The sequence below is a fragment of the Bacterioplanes sanyensis genome (assembly GCF_014652515.1).
GTDB classification, from domain to species: domain Bacteria; phylum Pseudomonadota; class Gammaproteobacteria; order Pseudomonadales; family Oceanobacteraceae; genus Bacterioplanes; species Bacterioplanes sanyensis.
On record NZ_BMYY01000001.1, the window covers coordinates 430,097 to 447,147 of the forward strand.

A 17,051-nucleotide genomic window follows, 5' to 3' on the forward strand; every position below is an offset into this window, starting at 1 on the left:
TGGTACTGAGCGCTGCAATCATGCTGCCGATGGCAGCCCAAGCGGAGCCAGAGCAATGCGGCACGGTACGTTTTTCTGATGTTGGCTGGACCGATATCACCGCCACCACCGCCTTGGCGTCTGTGGTGCTGGAATCCATCGGTTATGACACTGAAACTCAAATGTTGTCGGTGCCTGTGACCTATAAGTCGCTGGAAAACAACGACATCGACGTTTTTCTCGGCAACTGGATGCCGACCATGGAAGGCGATATCAAAAAGTATCGCGAAGCGGGCACGGTGGACACCGTGGTGAAAAATCTAGAGGGCGCGAAATACACCCTGGCGGTGCCTAAATATGTCTACGATGCCGGTGTTAAAACTTTTGCCGATATCGCCAAATACGCGGATAAGTTCGATAACAAAATCTATGGTATTGAGCCAGGCAATGATGGCAATCGCTTGATTCAGCAAATGATTGACCAAAACGCTTTTGGCTTGAAAGACTTTAGCGTGAAGGAGTCCAGTGAAGCTGGGATGTTGTCGCAAGTGAAGCGCAGCACTCGTCGCGATAAGTGGATTGTGTTCCTGGGTTGGGAGCCACACCCGATGAACAGCAACTTTGAACTGGCCTACCTCGAAGGTGGTGACGACTTCTTTGGTCCTAACCTCGGTGGTGCCAGTGTCTACACCAATACTCGCCAAGACTACGTCGATACCTGCCCGAATGTGGGGCGTTTGCTAACCAATATGACCTTTACCCTGGAAATGGAAAACGAGGTCATGGGTGCCATCTTAGACGACGACAAAAAGCCGGAACAGGCCGCGCGTGACTGGCTCGCTGGCAATACCGAAGTGCTGGACCGTTGGTTGGAAGGTGTAAAAACCCGCGACGGTCAGCCTGCCTTGAACGCTGCTGTGGCGGCGCTGGATTAATCCTCTCTCTTTTGTGTTTGACTACCTACCGACCCTGGCAACAGGGTCGGGCATACTCTTATGAATGAATATAAATTGCCGTTGGGCGACTATCTCGAACTGTTTTTCGATTGGCTGATTGATAATGCCTCCGGCTTTTTTGATGTCATTGCCGAAAGCCTAGAATGGCTGCTGGTGGCTTCTACAGATGGTCTGAGCTGGATCCACCCGTTAGCCTTTACTATTGCTATCAGTGCCTTTGCCTATTGGCGTCAGCGCTCTATTTCTTTGACTGTGTTTACCGCCTTGTCGCTGTTGCTGATCTGGAACTTGAACTACTGGCAAGAAACCATGGAGACCTTATCTCTGGTGCTCTATGCCACTTTGATGTGTGTATTGATTGGCGTACCCGTGGGCATTTACGCAGCTCACCACCCTCGGGTTTATAGTGCATTAAGGCCAATACTGGATTTAATGCAAACCGTACCGCCATTTGTTTACTTGATCCCAACGTTAACTCTGTTTGGTTTGGGTGTGGTACCTGGGTTGATTTCTACCATTGTCTTTGCCATTGCGGCGCCCATTCGTCTGACCTATTTGGGTATTTCTGAAGTGCCGAAAGAAATGCTGGAAGCGGGCGAGAGTTTTGGTGCTACCCGCTCACAATTATTGTGGCGTATTGAGTTGCCGGCGGCGGCTTCTAGTATTGCTGCGGGTATTACCCAGTGCATTATGTTGTCTTTGTCGATGGTGGTGATTGCCGCTCTGGTCGGTGCCGATGGCTTGGGTAAGCCGGTTGTACGAGCGCTAAATACTGTTGATATTGCGAGTGGTTTTGAGGCTGGCTTGGCTATTGTACTGCTGGCTATTGTCATGGACCGCTTATGTAAACCACGCCCACAGGAGGCTTGATTATGATCCGTATTCAATCACTGGACGTGGTATTTGGTGAGCGTCCTGAACCGGCTTTGCCGTTAATTGATGCTGGCAAAGACCGTGACCAGATTCGTGATGAAACCGGCCTAGTACTGGGTGTGCGTCAGGTAAACTTGGAAGTCGCCAAGGGTGAAATCTGCGTTCTTATGGGCCTGTCGGGTTCAGGTAAATCCAGCTTGCTGCGTTGCGTAAACGGCCTAAACCCGGTCACTCGCGGCAGTGTTGAGATTCAGGTTGATGGCGAATGGGTAGATTTTGTACAGGCATCGGCGCAGCAGCAGCGTGATATTCGCCGTAACAGCGTCTCTATGGTGTTCCAGAAATTTGCCCTGATGCCTTGGTTAACTGTGGCGCAAAATGTGGCCATGCCATTAGAGTTGCAAGGCTTGGAAAAAGCAGAAATTGATCGACGGGTACAGCAGCAGTTAGAGATTGTTGGTTTGGCAGAATGGGCCAACCATAAGCCGGCGGCGCTTTCTGGTGGTATGCAACAACGCGTCGGTTTAGCCCGTGCATTGGCAACAGAGTCAGAAATTTTGCTGATGGATGAGCCATTTTCTGCCCTTGACCCCTTGATTCGTAATCAATTGCAGGATGAACTGCTGGAGTTGCAGGAACGCCTTAAAAAAACCATCATATTCGTCAGTCATGATCTAGATGAAGCACTGAAATTGGGTACGCACATTGCCATTATGAAAGATGCCGAAATTGTGCAACATGGTCGCCCGGAAGATATTGTTCTCAAGCCGGCCAACGAATATGTGCAGAACTTCGTTGCTCATACGAACCCGCTGAACGTGCTCAAAGCCGCGTCTATTATGCAGCCGTTGGCTGAAATAATTGCCACAGAAACTGGATATTCTTTGCGTGATGACCAAGACTACTGGTTGTCCAGAGACCTGAGCTCAGTAAGCTTTGGTGATACGTCCTTGGATGTGGTGGATTTTGACACAGACATGGATATTGAAAATCTGGCAAAACAGCCATTCGCTGTTTCAGCCCATACACCTGTTCGACGGGTTATGGAAATCTGCTCACAGACAGGGCATGCTGTAATGGTGAAAGAATCGGGTGTAATAACCGGGGTGATTGGTGAGCAGCAGCTGTACCACACTATGTTAGGTCGCCTGACGTCAGATGCCGCTTAAGTGTCTGACCAAAAAAGATGCGTAAGCATGGCTCACAAGAGCTCTTTAAACTAAGAGAGAGGAAGGAAAGACTATGTTCAAGAAATCATCCCTCGCTTTGGCGGTAGCAGGCTTTGCATTTGCAGGCAGTGCTATGGCCGCTCCAAGCGTTGATTTGTACGGTCGTATTGATTTAGGTGTCGAGTACTACAGCGATGAAGACGGTGTGGGGGGAAAGGATGTCTTCCCTGGCATGCAGGCGTCGGTTGGCGCAGACGAAGTTGAGTATAACGATGAGCGCGAGTTTACCATGACCAATGGTAATAACTCCCGCTTGGGCGTTAAGGGCAGTCAAGAGCTTGATTCAGGTCTGACGCTGGCATATCAGTATGAAATGCGCATCGACTCCCTGACCAATGGTAAAGCCCCTGCCACGCGTCAAGCTTGGTTGAGTATTGCCAAAGGCCCACATATGCTGAAAGTGGGTGCTCAAGATAACTATCTGACCATGTATGGCGGTTTTAACGCACAAATCAGTGAAGTGCATGGTTTTGGTGCGTATTACTACAACACCATAGACATGCCAGGATCCATGAGTGCTTCGTTCCGTACTAACAGTACCATCTCGTATACTTTTGGCGGCGGTGCTTTCAGTGGCGACGTGTTCACGGCAACCCTGGCAGCCCATATCGCTGAAGATGGTCGTGATAAAAGTGGAGATTTCGATAACACTGCTGGTATTACAGGTGTGACTGCCGGTGCCGAAGTGAACTTGGGCTCTTTGGCTCTCACCGGCGCATATCAGGCCTCGATGGTTTCTGAGTCCGATGCTTATAAAGAAGCTAAAAAAGCGACAGCAGGTACTGATGATGCCCTAGGTGACCTAGAAGCACCATCCATCATGTCTTTGGGTGCTCGCTATGCCGTAATGGATGGCTTTAACTTGGGCTTTAACTACCAGTTGATGGATAAAGACACTGAGAATGACAGCGGTCGTTCTTCTTGGGTGTTGGGCGGCGACTACCAGCTGACCGAAAACGTTCACTTCCACGCCGGTTTCGGTATGGGTGAGGATGACAACGACATGGCGGCTCAGTTGGACAGCAACCTGTTTGCCCAAGTGGTTTACGCTACCTCTGACAGTAGCCATGTGCGTTTAGAGCTGGAGCAAGTGTCTTACAGCTCGGATAACAAAGCGGCAGAAGGCGATGCCACTATCGCCTTGGTATCCTTCCGCCAAAACTTCTAATCGATCTGATCGATTATTGGTGTAAAAAACACCCGCTTCGGCGGGTGTTTTTATTTGTGCTGGAAAAAGCTAAGAGGGCAAGTATTGAAGTTATACGGTATGTTGTTATTGGCCATTGCCGCTGAGGTGGTTGCTACATCGGCGTTAAAAGCCAGTGAAGGTTTTACTCGGTTAGGGCCGTCTTTATTGGTGGTTGTTGGTTATTCGCTGGCTTTTTTTGGTTGAGTCGTGTGCTCTTGGTGATGCCAGTGGGGTTGGCCTACGCCATCTGGTCCGGCGCCGGTATTGTGCTGGTTTCGCTGGCGGGCTGGTGGTGGTTTGGGCAGTCGCTGGATTTACCGGCCATTATCGGCATGAGCCTGATTGTGGCCGGCGTGGTATTGATTAACGTGTTTTCTTCCGTGCTGCCGCACTGAGTTGTTTTATTTTTTATTAAGCCCAAAACGCTTGGCTAATATTCGATCCCGCCAAGCCGTCGGTAGCCAGCGCTTCATGGCCGGCAGTGCGGAGCTGCCATTGCCAAGTCGAATTTCTGCTTTCGGCGCTTGTTTTAATCGAGCTAATAATTGCTGGGCAAATTCTGTGGCCGCTGTTGGGTTCTGCTGTGATGCCACTGCGCGCGCTTCTATGTGTTGGCGCCAAGGAGCGTAGATCGACCCTTCTGCGATGCTATCAAGGCCGGCCAGAGAATTGTCGCCAAAGCCGGACTCAATCGCACCAGGCTGCACGGTAATGACGTTAATCCCAAAGGGTTTTAGTTCCAACCGAAGTGCGTCACTGAGGGAGTGCAATGCCGCTTTGCTAGCGCAATAAGCGCCGGAAAACGGTGTGGTTAAAATACCGCTAACGGAACCTATATTGATCACGCTGGCTGAGTTTGCTGCCCGTAGTAGGGGCAAGCAGGCTTGGGTCAGCTGGATGGGAGCAAATACATTGGTGCGAAACTGCTGTGCTAAGCGCTCCTCCGACATTTCCATTAATGGCCCCATGGCGGCAAAACCAGCGTTGTTAATCAAATAATCCAGCCGACCTTGCTGTTGTTGAATTTGTGCCGCGCAGCGCTGAATGGCTTGGGCGTCATTAACGTCTAAGTGCAGCGGGTAAAGCTTGGGGTGCTGTGCCAGCGGCAAAGAGTCTAAACGTCGTACGCCGGCGTACACAGTCCAGCCCTGGTGCAAGCATTCTTTGGCCAGGGCTGCGCCAATGCCGCTGGAGCAGCCGGTAATTAAAGCGACCTGATTCATGCGGGTTCCTGCTGTGTGGATGTGGTTGAGGCGGATTGTGCCAGCGGAGATAAGTGCTGGAACCAAGGGGCAGCGTGTTCCAGCTGAGTAGCCAATTGCAGCAAGGTGGCTTCATCGCCCAGCGGTGCCATAAATTGTACGCCCAGCGGCAAGCCGTTATCGCTCCAATATAAGGGCACCGACATAGCGGGTGCGCCGGTTAAATTGGCCAGTTGGGTAAAGGGCAGTTTTTCTAAATTATCCATCGCCATGGCTTTGACCCTGCCGGTTTTTAACAGCAATTTATGCAGCCCTAAACCATTAATGAGCTGCATGCCGATGCGCTCTAGTAAAGGTGGCTCAAAGGCACCGATTTTAACCGGCTCAGCACCGAGCGTTGGCGTTAACAGCAAGTCGTAGCGCTGGTGGAACATGGCCATGGTTTGGGCAAATTGATTCCAGCGCCGTTTGGCGCTCACAAACTCACCGGCACTGATGCAATTGCCAATCATGCCAACGGTGCGGGTGGTGAGTTCAACGTCGAGGTTGCGGGGGCGGCTATCAATCAGTTGCGCCACGTGCTCCAAGTCGGCGGCGACGTGACCAAAATACATGGTCAAATAGGAGTCAGCCAAGGCTTCGCCGTCCAATTGAATGTCGACTTCATCGACGTCGTGCCCCAAGTCTTGCAGCAAGCTAACCGCTTTTTCTACGGCACGCACGGCCTCTGGAGCGACGGGGCGGCCGACAAATGAGCGGCTGCTAAAACCAATCTTTAACTTTCTTACCGGCTGCTGGCTTAACTGCAGAAAATCATGTCGGGCGGGCACAGGGTAAGGGCTGGAGCCGTCCGGCCCGGCGATGGCATCAAGCATGGCGGCACTGTCGCGTACGCTGCGTGTTAATACATGCTCCACCGCCGCGCCGTCCCAAAACTCGGTGTAGTAGGGGCCAGTGGGTGTGCGGCCACGGCTGGGCTTAAGGCCAAACAGGCTGCAGCAGGCGGCGGGAATGCGAATCGAGCCGCCGCCATCACCGCCTGAGGCCATGGGAACAATGCCTGCAGCAATGGCCGCTGCCGAGCCACCGCTAGAGCCGCCGGGCGTATGTTCTAGGTTCCAAGGGTTGCGACTGGGGCCATGGGCCTTGGGTTCGGTAACGCCCATAAGACCAAATTCTGGTGTGTTGGTCTTGCCAAATATCACCACGCCGGTGTTTTTGTAGCGCTGGGTCAGCTCGCTGTCGCGCGTTGAGCGATAGTATTTTAGGGCGTTGCTACCGCTGCTCAAAGGCGTATCGGCCAGCTCGCTGATCAGGTCTTTCATCAAGAAGGGCACGCCCTGAAAAGGCCCGGCGGGCAGGCCCTGCTCAATTTGCGCGCGCGCATAATCATACAGCGGAGTGATGATGGCGTTGATGGCAGGGTTGCGCGTGTCGGCGCGGTCGATGGCTTGCTCTAGTAACTCTTGGGCGCTGACCTCGCCACGTTTGACCAATTCGGCCAGGCCGGTGGCGTCGTACTGTTCATAGTCATCGGTTTGTTTCTGGTTTGGCGACAAGCTTGGGGCTTGCGAGGCTTCGGGGGCTTGCGTTGCTGACATGGTGCACCTTGTTGATCTTCTTGTTATGTCGTCGTAGTAACGGTACTAGTAACGGCAATAGTAACGACTGATCTGGGCTGTGTCAGTGGCATTAGGGAGGGTAGAGCGGGGAGAAGGGGGAGAGAATTAGCAGCTGCGCAGCTCGTAACTCAAGTCGGGGCGAATGGCGAGAAAATGCAGCTGCTGTTGCTTAAGCCAAGGCAGGGCCTGGTGCTGTTTCAGCATGGCGATGGTCGATAACGTGCCCGCCAGCAAGCAAGTAGGGGCCAAAACGGTTATGGAGGCCCAATAGCTAACGGGCATGCCGGTATGGGGGTTGAGCAGGTGACAAAAGCGCTGGCCATCTCGCTCAAAATAACGCTCGTAATCGCCGCTAGAAGCCATGCCGCCCTGGTATACCGGCAGTTGTGCAAAGGCCTTGTCCTCACGGGGATGGCGCACGCCCAGTTGCCAGGGGTGCTGGCCGCGTGGGCCTAGAATGTGCAAATCACCGCCCAAATCAATGATGCCGGTGTCGATGCCGTGCTGGCGACACATCAAAGCGGCTTGATCAGCTGCGTATTCTTTACCTAGGCCGCCGAGGTCGATTTCCATGCCGGTGGGCATCAGCAAGCTGTGCTCGTTGAGTTCGGCGCGCTGCCAGCCAATGCGCTGCAGCAGTGGCTGCAGTTGTTGCTGGCTGGGCAGGCGCTGCGTTTTAAAATCCCAGGCTTGGCGTAAAATGCCTGCGCTGATATCGAACAAACCGTCCGATTGCTGCCAGCACACCTGGGCATAGTGCAACAATTGCTGGGTTTCGCTATCGATGTCGGTGATCTGGCCAGCCAAGCGGTTGATGCGGCTCAGCTCGCTGTCGTCGCGATAGCGGCTGTACTTGGCCTCGATGCGCTTAACCTCCGCTTCTGCTGCTTGGGCGGCAGCTTGGCAGGCCTCTGGCTCACCCTGCAGCAATAGCCGGCAAGGCGAGGCCATGGCGGTAAAGCTGTGATCGATCAATGGCGATACTCCAGCCCCAGGCTGAAAATACTGAAATCGACCAGGCCGGGGGCTTCATCCTCGGTGGTGGAAATTAACGTGAGCTGCTCATCAGACTGGTAGGTTTGATAGTCCAGGCTGACGCTCCATTGCTGCCAGCTTAAGCGCTGATGTAAGCCTGCGGTGATGGCACCAAAACTGGAGAGGCGTGCGTCGGAGCTGGCGTAGTCATCAGCGGGGGGGAGCTCCTCCAAATTGTAAAAGTTGGCGGCTGTCTGGCGGTAATAACGCAGCAGCGGCGTGACTTGATAGCGCCATTGTCCCCACTGAAATGCCTGCGACCAACGCACGCTTAAGGTGTGGGAGTTAATGCCCCAATCATCTTGGTAGAGACGATAATCGAGGTGCGCCGCGGCCCCGGCAAACACATCAAAATGGTGGCGGTACTGGCCATCTAGGGTGAACTGATCGCGCTCCCCTGGGCGGCGGTCATCCAGTTTATACGGGTCGGATAAAAAGCCGCTGTGATGGGTGTAGCCAATGCCAGCGCTGATCACTCGGCGGGCATCCAGTACTTGGCTAATGCCGTGGTAGGTGGAGGTTGTGCGCTTACTGCGACCGTCGGCGCGGCTGCGACCGCCGCCATATTGCTCGGCATCCGTGGGCGATAAGCGATCAAATGAGGTGCTAAATGCCAAGGTGAGGGTGGTGTGCTTATCAAACAGCTCCAAGCTGCCATCGCCCCCCAGCGCCAGGGATTGGTAGTCGTTTTCATGCGACACGCCCACTTGGCCGCCTAACGTGCCCTCGTCGAAATAGCGCTTAGCTTGGCTGTTGATATCAATGCGCGTATCCGTGATGCCCTCGCCGCTGGCACCGCTCATAATTAGCACACTTTGATCATCGGTATTTTGGTAGGTTTTCCAAGGCGAGGCACCCGAGAGGGTCTCGTATTGAACGTCTCCGCTTACATACCACTGCTCTGCCAGCGGGCGGGCATGATGTAACTGGTGCACGTCAATGCTGTAGCGCTCGATATCACCTGCGTATACACGGCTGGCAGGGGCGTCTGCTTCGCGGTATTGGCTGTAGCGATAGCTGCTGACGGTGTCGGTTGGTACTGCCGCTGCTTGGGCTGGCATGGCCGCCGCGGCACTGCTGAGGGCGGCCAAAGTCGAAAGAGTCTTGTTCATCAATTACATCCACAGCCGCCGCCAGCGGCCTGACCGCCGCCGGATGAGCCTTCTTTGCTGGCATAGATATGCCGGTCAAGGCGTGCTTTCATCGGGTCGACATCCCAGGCCATAACGTCATGAGACAAGTAGCCGCGCTCCCAAGGCTGAACTTGGGCACAGCCTCCGAGCATCAACAGCAAGCAAGGCAGTAGCAGACGCATAATGTTCTCCTTAGGGCAGCAGTTCGGTCACGTGCTGGCGAATTTTTTTCATATCCGATGGTTTAAAGCCCTCGTGCACCGCCACCAGCTCGCCTTGCTGATTGATTAAGTACGAAGTTGGCATGCCGCGCACGCCATAGCGTTGTGGAGTGTCGCCACTTGCGTCGTGCAGTGTCGGATAGTCAACGGGGAAGCGCTCTAAAAAACGCAAGCCATCGGCCGCTTGGTCATCTAGGTTGATGGCCAAGACCTCAAACCCCTGCTCATGCAGCTCGTTGCGCATCTCATTTAGCAGTGGCAGGGATTTACGGCAAGGGCCGCACCAAGAGGCCCAAAAGTCTACGTACACCACCTTGCCACGATATTGCTGCAAGCTTACCTCGCCGTTGCCATCCAAGGTGGGCAGGGTAAAGGCTGGCGCCGGTTCACTGGCCTGAGTTGGCCAGCTCATCAACACCAACAAAAAAATCAATGCACGCGTCATAACACTCTCCATCGGCCACCTCAAACGGGTGGCGGTTTTAATAGGTCCCTGACCGATCAGGCGTTAGCTGAACAGGCGAAAGCCGCCATCGTTCAACGGGTAGGGGCTGAGGCTAGTATGGTCGCCGATGCCAACAAAGTCGCGCAAGGCGGCGTTGACATGGGCAGTGGTTAAAACCTCGCCGCCGCTATCAGGGCGACCACTGCGCCGGTTGACAGGCTGGGCGCGAAAGTCCGCTGTGGTGGCGCCAAATACTCGGCCGCCGCTTAAGCGTGAGTCGATTACCAGCATGCTGGTCAGCGGCCAATGGTCTTTGCCGTTGCCGGAGTTGTAATACGGGGTGCGGCCAAAATCTGAGCCAATCACCACCGTGGTGCGCTGCGCCAAACCGGCGGATTCCAAGCACTGCATCAAAAAATGCACCCCTTCGAGCAAATCACCCAAGCGCGGATAAGCGTTGGCGTCATGGTTGCCGTGGGTGTCAAAGCCGCCGGTATTGAGGTTGGCACTGGCGGCCAGTTGGCTGCGAAAGGCTGCGACCACCACCTCGGCTTGGCTTTTGAGTGAATTGGCGCGGTTTTCATGCCAGTGCTGGTTGCGATCGACGCTGGCGCGAATGGCGTCCAAGTGCACAGTAAGCTGCTCTAAATTGGTGTCGGTGTTGCGCACAGTAAACAGCTGGCTGAGCTGGCGTCGGGTCAGTGGCAGGTTGGCTGCTTGCTGCTGTCGTTGCAAGCGTTGTTGCTGGGCTTGGGCGACCATGGCGTAGTGATCGACGCTGCGGTTATCGCTGCGATACAAAAAGCCTTTGTCGTCGTGGTAATGGTTGGGGTCGGCAATCTGATTGACAAACCCAGCGCTGCTGGCACGCGCGCGGGCAACCAGCGAGTCGGTAAAGTCATAGCCACCGTTGCTGATGTACGACATTGGCAATCCAGGGCCATTGGCGGCGGCAAATAAGGCGGCGAGGCTAGGGTAGCCCTCGTCTAGCTGGCCGGACCATACTGCGCGGTTGCCGGTATCGTGGTTGTTGGTGCCGGTATCGATGCCGTTGATGACGCGCATACGATCGCCATGTTGGGTAAAGAAGCGGTCGAATTGGCTGTTGATGCGCTGGCGCACCTCGACGTTGTTGGAGGCGTCTTCCGGGATGGCGCTCCATTGAATATCGCCGTAGCGCTTACTGGCGTCGAGGTCGACGGAGTTGGTTGAACCTTCATGGCGATCGCTGTTGTCCTGATAGGCACGGTTGAGGCCTTTCGGGTCGCACAGCGACGTTGGGTCCCAGCCGCCGGCGGCGTTAACCACCACTAAAAAGCGATCCAAATCGGCGGCCTGTGCGCTGCGACTGCTCAGTGGCAAGTGACCCACCAGGCCCGTGGCCGCCAGCAAATGCAGAAAATGACGTCGTTGCATGGCGTAATCCTATTCGTAAATAAAGCGATAATCAGACAGCAAGTAGGTCAGCACGGCCTGCCAGGCCTGCAAGCTGTAGCTGTCGTCTTTTTCGATGCGCTGCTCTTCTGCCAGCTCCTCGCCGCGACGACCGTCGCTTTGCCACTGCCAGCGACCACGGCATTCCCATTGCAGCCAATCGCTGGGTTTAGGCTCGTACTGGTCGCGATTTTCTAATAAGGCTAGGCCGCTGCTTTGCACCTGTTGATACAGCTCCAGACTGGCCTGCAGCTCTGGACTGTCGGCGTCTAAGCGCTCGCCTAATAAGCGCCAATGTAGGTGCTGCAGGTTGGCAATGATGCGCTGGCGTGCGGCAGCATCGTTGGCGTTGTCGCCCACTTCCACATACGGAAACAGCAGGCGCTGTTGGCGGGTAAAGTCAAGGGCGGTGGCGCGACAGGCCATTTCTGCGGCTAGGCGCTGCTGAATGGCAATCATCAAGCCGCTGGGCTCACGAATGCGCTCCGTCACGCTGTCGGAGTCCATGCCGCCGAGCATGATGCGGTTGTTTTCGTGGCGCAGCTCATCCCAGCCAAAACCCAGGGTGCTGTTCAGTTTGCGCTGCAGCTGATCTGGGCTGAGGAACTGACGCGCCCCCAGTTGCTTGTGACGCTCAGGCGCGGTGCTGGCGCTGGCGCGGAAGTAGGGGCTCATCACAATGCCCTTGACCGCGGTTTTAATGCGCCAGCCGTCACTGACCATGGCTTGGCCGATCTGATTCAGTACCGCACGTTGCTCGTTAAAGGCGGCGGTGTCGCTGCTGCTGGCGTTGTCGCCCGGGGTGCGCAATGGCTCTTGACCGATCAAACCTTTAAACAGAGTGCGCACGGTGGCGCGCACGAAGCGTGGGTCCTGGGCGATTTCTGCGCCCAGCCATTGCAGCATGTTGCGGAAATGGCCATCGGCACCAGACAAGGGCAGGGTTTTGCCGCTCAGGCCGGCGGGTTCGATGTCGGAGCTGTCCCAGCGATTGCGCGAGCTGTTGCCGGTCACAATGTAGCGACCGCGATCGGTCCAGTGTTGAAAGCTGGAGGCGACGGGGTCCATGACTTGGTGGCAGCCATAGCAAGCCGGGTCGAGCAGGGTCGGGTTGGCTTTTTCTTCACCGATGCCATCGCCTGGACGGTCGCCTTCAATGCGCAAAATATCGGTATCCAGGAAGTAGTCGAACACCTTGTAAGCGCGATGGCGGTTACGGTTGGTTTGCGTGGTTGGGTAGCGATTGAGAAACATAGCCGAGGTCAATATGCCCGCGTGGGGAATGCCGCCGATTTCATATTCTGTTGGCTTCAAAATACGCGCTGGGCGAAAATCATTGGGGTCGTAATACAGTGTTTGACCGTTGCCTTCACATACCGGCTCAGACAAGCGGCGGAAATCACCGCCATCCACCAGCTCGGCGTCATACACCTTTTGGCTGTACCAGTTGACCATCATGTAATCGGCGTTGACAAACAAGGTATGCGGCAGGTTGTTTTTCGCCGCATGGCGAATCAGCTGCAGACCTTCGCGGGCCACGGCGTCGTTGGTTTGGTTGCGCACGCAGCGACGAAAGTCATTGTTGTCATCGCCTGGATAAGCGTCGTTGTACCATTTGCGGTTGGGGTAGTCGTCGGCGTCGAGCAAATTGATGCCGCCCTCATTGAGGTTGCGCGACAGGTACTTATCGGTCAGGAACTGCTCGTTATAGATTTCCATTAGGCGCTGATAAAACGCCTCTTCCTGCATGACTTGATCGAGCACATCTTCTAGGCCGGCATCGCCATTGTTAAGTACATGGCTTTCTTCCTGTTCGCTCGGCAGTCGACCGGCGAGGGCCAGGGTGGCGCGGCGCAGGGTGGCGATGGCGCTTTCATTGCTGGCATCACTCAGCTCGGTCGCCAAGCTTTGGCTGCTGCGGCCGTTAAAGGCAAACAAGATGTACTCGGCGGTATTGGTGGCGCAGTCATCGACGCAGGCGTCGACATTGGCAATCGGCATGGTGCGGGCAATTTCATCGGCCAACACGCCCACCGAGGTGCAGGTGGCGCAGCCGACCAAAGAGCTGCCTGCGCTAGAGCCGTTGCCGCTGACGCCATGGCAGCTGGCGCACATTTGCTCGTATAAGCGTTTGCCTTCGGGGTTGGCTGGGGTGTATTGGTGGCCGTCGTTGCCGCCAGAGTTACCGCCCACATCGCCGGAATAATCGCTATTGCAGCCGCCCAACAGCAGCAGCCAGCAGACACAGATAAGTCGCAAGCCGGTCATTGTTATGTTCTCCCATCAATGCCGCTACCTTAGCAAAGGGCATAACCACAGACTGTGATGGGTGTTGAGTTCTAGGTGCCAACTGCAGCAAGAACCAACATTAGCGAAAACCAATATCAGCGAACTGTCGCCAATAAATGAGTGAGCGATTTTGTATTGGTAAGAAATAAAGGGGAGTAATAAGGTATGGTGCCGAAGGAGAGACTCGAACTCTCACGAGCGTAAGCTCACTGCGACCTGAACACAGCGTGTCTACCAATTCCACCACTTCGGCGGCACCGTTTTGAACGTTCGTACTGACAGAAAGTCAGCTTTGCACCAACGCTGATTTAAGTAATTAGGTTGGTGCCCAGGGAGAGACTCGAACTCTCACGAGCGTAAGCTCACTGCGACCTGAACACAGCGTGTCTACCAATTCCACCACCTGGGCGAACCTTGAAGGTTCTGATCAAACAATCCGTAAGCGTGGTACCAGAGGCCGGACTCGAACCGGCACACCCGCTAGGGCGGGGGATTTTGAATCCCCTGCGTCTACCAATTTCGCCACTCTGGCTCGTCGGTATTGCTTGATGGCCGCGTATATTACCGTCGAAATTTTCACTGTCAAACTTTTTTTGAAAAAATCTTTATCTGACGGGCAGTTAACTCGAATCCGTGGTTTTTGGTTAAAGCAAAACGCCACTTAAATGACAGTTTCTGTCAGTCAGTCTTAACAACTAGAAGGTGCTCAGGTAGCCTTGCCGAGTTTTTGGTGCTGACCGCTAACCGCTAGTTGGCGTCTCGGCGTGATTCGGCCTGTTTCGCCGTTTCTTCAGGATACGTTATGAAAACCCGCGATTTTAGTTTTGATCTACCCCAAGAGCTGATTGCCAGCGAACCCATGGCCGAGCGCAGTGCTTCGCGTCTGTTGTGCTTGGATGGCCGCGACGGCCAGTTGCAGCATCATCGGTTTACCGACATAGAGCAAATGCTGGAGCCAGGTGATCTGCTGGTGTTTAACAATACCCGCGTGATTCCGGCGCGCTTGTTTGGCGAAAAAGCCAGTGGCGGCAAGCTGGAGGCTTTGATCGAGCGCATCTTGCCAGAGCAGGAAGTGCTGGCTCATGTGCGCGCCTCGCGCTCTCCGAAAGAAGGCCAAGAAATCATACTCGGTGGCCAGCGCGCTGAGGTGCTGGGCCGTGAGGGCAGCTTGTTTCGCTTGCGCTTTTTGATGGAGCAGCCGGTGCTGGAGCTGCTGGAGCAGGTGGGGCATATCCCGCTGCCACATTATATGGAGCGCGAAGATAACCAGTTGGATCGCGAGCGCTATCAAACCGTGTATGCCGAAAAACCCGGCGCCGTTGCGGCCCCGACTGCCGGCCTGCATTTTGATGAGCCACTGCTGGAGCGCTTACGCCAGCGCGGTGTGCGCTTTGCCTACGTTACCTTGCACGTTGGGGCTGGCACCTTTCAGCCGGTCAAGGTCGACGACATTGCCGACCATCAAATGCACGCAGAGTACATTGAGGTCGACGATTCTGTGGTGGAGGCGGTTAACGCCACTCGGGCGGCGGGCAAACGTGTTGTCGCGGTGGGCACGACGTCGATTCGCAGCCTAGAAAGCGCCAGTCAAAGTGGCGTGATCGCGCCGTTTTATGGCGATAGCGATATTTTTATCTACCCAGGCTACCAGTTTCGCAGCGTAGATGCCGTGATTACCAACTTTCACTTGCCGGAGTCGACATTGATTATGCTGGTGTCGGCATTTGCTGGGCGCGAGCATACGCTCAATGCTTACCGCGCTGCCGTGGAAGAGCGTTATCGCTTCTTTAGCTATGGCGATGCCATGTTCCTGTCTCATCCTCAAGCGGGCGCCACAGCCCAGGGAGCACACCATGACGCGTAAATGTCATATGAATTTCACCCTGCTGGGGCAGGATGACAGCAGTTTTGCCCGTCGCGGTACCTTGTCGTTTCCACGCGGTGATGTGCAAACGCCGGCCTTTATGCCCGTCGGCACCTACGGCACGGTCAAAGGCGTGACCACCGACCAAGTTGAAGCGCTGGGCGCGGAAATCATTCTTGGCAACACTTTTCACCTAATGCTGCGCCCTGGCACTGACATCATTCAACAGCACGGCGATCTGCACGATTTTATTAACTGGGATAAGCCCATTCTCACCGACTCGGGCGGCTTTCAAGTATTTAGCCTGGGGGAAATGCGCAAAATCACCGAAGAAGGCGTGACCTTTCGCTCACCCGTCAACGGTGAAAAGGTGTTGATGACGCCAGAAAGCTCGATGCAGGTGCAGCGCGAGTTGGGCTCAGATGTGGTGATGATCTTCGACGAGTGCACACCGTACCCAGCCACCGAAAAAGAAGCGGCGGATTCCATGCGCATGTCATTGCGCTGGGCCAAGCGCAGCAAGGATGCGCACGGTGACAGCAGTGCTGCGCTGTTTGGCATTATTCAAGGCGGTATGTACGAAGGTTTGCGCGACGAGTCCCTTGAAGGGCTGACCGATATCGGCTTTGACGGTTATGCCGTCGGTGGCTTGAGTGTGGGCGAACCCAAGCCTGACATGATGCGCATTTTGCGGCATACCGCACCGAAAATGCCGGCGGATAAACCGCGTTATTTGATGGGTGTAGGCAAGCCCGAAGACTTAGTTGAAGGTGTGCGCCGTGGCATTGATATGTTTGATTGTGTGATGCCGACCCGCAATGCGCGCAATTCCCACTTGTTTACCTCCACCGGCGTGTTGAAAATTCGTAACGCCGCCAATCGCACTGATACCGGACCTGTGGACCCTGAATGCGATTGTTACACTTGTAAAAACTACAGTCGGGCTTATTTACATCATCTGGATCGCTGTAAAGAGATCCTCGGTTCGACCTTGAATTCCATTCACAATTTGCACTACTACCAGACCCTGATGGCCGGTTTGCGCCGAGCATTGGAAGAGGGTACATTTGCCGACTTTGTGGATGACTTCTATGCCAAACGTGGGCTGCAAACGCCGGCGCTAGAGACGCCAGATGGCGCACAGAGTTAACGCTTTTTACCGTCGGTGCCAAGGCGCCGGCCTTATTAATTAATGGGGAGATATTAATGAAATTATTGATCGCTGCGGCGGCTTTGCTGACATCGGCCAGTGCCCTGGCAGAGGGCGGAGCAGGTCAGGCGCCTATGGGGGTGACGGGTCAGCTGATTTTCCTCGGCGGCTTCTTGCTGATCTTCTACTTTTTGCTGTGGCGTCCGCAAAGCAAACGCCAGAAAGAGCACAAAGCCTTGATCGGCGGCCTGGAGAAGGGCGATGAAGTCATCACTGCTGGCGGCATGTTGGGCAAAATCGTCAAAGTGACCGATGACTTTGTGGTGATTGAAGTTGCAGACAACGTGCAACTGCCAGTGCAAAAAGTCGCAGTAACCGCCTCATTGCCGAAAGGCACTTTAAAAGAAGTTAAAGCTTAAGCATTGGCGGC

15 protein-coding genes, 3 tRNA genes and 1 pseudogene are annotated in these 17,051 nt (G+C 54.8%); 8 read left to right on the forward strand and 11 right to left on the reverse strand.

Going from position 1 to position 17,051, the window contains the following annotated elements:
- The first annotated feature begins 20 nt into the window (after positions 1 to 20).
- The 5 genes and pseudogenes from IE090_RS02070 to IE090_RS02090 all read left to right on the forward strand — a co-directional run bounded on the left by IE090_RS02070 (position 21) and on the right by IE090_RS02090 (position 4,621).
- On the forward strand, positions 21 to 914 hold the full coding sequence (locus IE090_RS02070) for a choline ABC transporter substrate-binding protein (protein ID WP_229815409.1): 894 nt from the start codon (positions 21 to 23) through the stop codon (positions 912 to 914).
- Positions 915 to 974: 60 nt separating this feature from the next.
- Positions 975 to 1,805, forward strand: a complete 831-nt coding sequence (choW, locus tag IE090_RS02075) for a choline ABC transporter permease subunit (RefSeq protein WP_189386674.1) — start codon at positions 975 to 977, stop codon at positions 1,803 to 1,805.
- A 2-nt stretch (positions 1,806 to 1,807) separates the two neighbouring features.
- The gene (gene choV / locus IE090_RS02080) at positions 1,808 to 2,977 is read left to right on the forward strand and encodes a choline ABC transporter ATP-binding protein (RefSeq protein ID WP_189386675.1); all 1,170 of its coding nucleotides are present in this window, start codon (positions 1,808 to 1,810) and stop codon (positions 2,975 to 2,977) included.
- A gap of 73 nt (positions 2,978 to 3,050) precedes the next feature.
- Positions 3,051 to 4,205: a porin gene (locus tag IE090_RS02085; RefSeq protein ID WP_189386676.1), complete on the forward strand. Its 1,155-nt coding sequence runs from the start codon at positions 3,051 to 3,053 to the stop codon at positions 4,203 to 4,205.
- An 84-nt stretch (positions 4,206 to 4,289) separates the two neighbouring features.
- Positions 4,290 to 4,621: pseudogene (locus IE090_RS02090) on the forward strand (SMR family transporter).
- A gap of 6 nt (positions 4,622 to 4,627) precedes the next feature.
- Here IE090_RS02090 and IE090_RS02095 read toward each other — a convergent pair.
- The 11 genes from IE090_RS02095 to IE090_RS02145 form a co-directional block, all read right to left on the reverse strand.
- Positions 4,628 to 5,449, reverse strand: a complete 822-nt coding sequence (locus tag IE090_RS02095; RefSeq protein ID WP_189386677.1) for an SDR family oxidoreductase — start codon at positions 5,447 to 5,449, stop codon at positions 4,628 to 4,630.
- Positions 5,446 to 7,029 carry an amidase gene (locus IE090_RS02100; RefSeq protein ID WP_189386678.1) on the reverse strand — a complete coding sequence of 528 codons (1,584 nt, stop codon included), beginning with the start codon at positions 7,027 to 7,029 and terminating at the stop codon, positions 5,446 to 5,448. Before IE090_RS02100 ends, IE090_RS02095 begins: the two co-directional genes overlap by 4 nt.
- Before the next feature lie 126 nt (positions 7,030 to 7,155).
- Positions 7,156 to 8,025 (reverse strand): FAD:protein FMN transferase, encoded by an 870-nt coding sequence (locus tag IE090_RS02105; RefSeq protein WP_229815362.1) that lies wholly within the window; start codon positions 8,023 to 8,025, stop codon positions 7,156 to 7,158.
- Positions 8,022 to 9,197: a DUF3570 domain-containing protein gene (locus tag IE090_RS02110; protein WP_189386679.1), complete on the reverse strand. Its 1,176-nt coding sequence runs from the start codon at positions 9,195 to 9,197 to the stop codon at positions 8,022 to 8,024. The genes IE090_RS02105 and IE090_RS02110 overlap by 4 nt, the downstream gene beginning before the upstream one ends.
- Complete coding sequence (locus IE090_RS02115; protein WP_189386680.1) at positions 9,197 to 9,400, reverse strand: DUF4266 domain-containing protein; 204 nt, start codon at positions 9,398 to 9,400, stop codon at positions 9,197 to 9,199. The genes IE090_RS02110 and IE090_RS02115 overlap by 1 nt, the downstream gene beginning before the upstream one ends.
- 10 nt (positions 9,401 to 9,410) lie before the next feature.
- A complete protein-coding gene (locus tag IE090_RS02120; RefSeq protein ID WP_189386681.1) occupies positions 9,411 to 9,884 on the reverse strand; it encodes a TlpA family protein disulfide reductase in 474 nt (157 codons plus the stop codon).
- Between the two features lie 63 nt (positions 9,885 to 9,947).
- Complete coding sequence (locus IE090_RS02125) at positions 9,948 to 11,300, reverse strand: DUF1501 domain-containing protein (RefSeq protein ID WP_189386682.1); 1,353 nt, start codon at positions 11,298 to 11,300, stop codon at positions 9,948 to 9,950.
- A gap of 9 nt (positions 11,301 to 11,309) precedes the next feature.
- Positions 11,310 to 13,586: a c-type cytochrome gene (locus IE090_RS02130; protein WP_189386683.1), complete on the reverse strand. Its 2,277-nt coding sequence runs from the start codon at positions 13,584 to 13,586 to the stop codon at positions 11,310 to 11,312.
- A 187-nt stretch (positions 13,587 to 13,773) separates the two neighbouring features.
- Positions 13,774 to 13,860, reverse strand: a tRNA-Leu gene (locus IE090_RS02135).
- A gap of 69 nt (positions 13,861 to 13,929) precedes the next feature.
- Positions 13,930 to 14,016, reverse strand: a tRNA-Leu gene (locus IE090_RS02140).
- A 36-nt stretch (positions 14,017 to 14,052) separates the two neighbouring features.
- Positions 14,053 to 14,139, reverse strand: a tRNA-Leu gene (locus IE090_RS02145).
- 270 nt (positions 14,140 to 14,409) lie between these two features.
- Here IE090_RS02145 and queA point away from each other — a divergent pair.
- The 3 genes from queA to yajC are packed head-to-tail and all read left to right on the forward strand — an operon-like array spanning position 14,410 to position 17,040.
- Positions 14,410 to 15,471, forward strand: coding sequence for a tRNA preQ1(34) S-adenosylmethionine ribosyltransferase-isomerase QueA (gene queA, locus IE090_RS02150; protein WP_189386684.1), 1,062 nt, complete (start codon positions 14,410 to 14,412; stop codon positions 15,469 to 15,471).
- Positions 15,461 to 16,621: a tRNA guanosine(34) transglycosylase Tgt gene (gene tgt / locus IE090_RS02155; protein WP_229815364.1), complete on the forward strand. Its 1,161-nt coding sequence runs from the start codon at positions 15,461 to 15,463 to the stop codon at positions 16,619 to 16,621. The genes queA and tgt overlap by 11 nt, the downstream gene beginning before the upstream one ends.
- Positions 16,622 to 16,677: 56 nt before the next feature.
- Positions 16,678 to 17,040: a preprotein translocase subunit YajC gene (gene yajC / locus IE090_RS02160; RefSeq protein ID WP_189386685.1), complete on the forward strand. Its 363-nt coding sequence runs from the start codon at positions 16,678 to 16,680 to the stop codon at positions 17,038 to 17,040.
- The last annotated feature ends 11 nt before the right edge of the window (positions 17,041 to 17,051 follow it).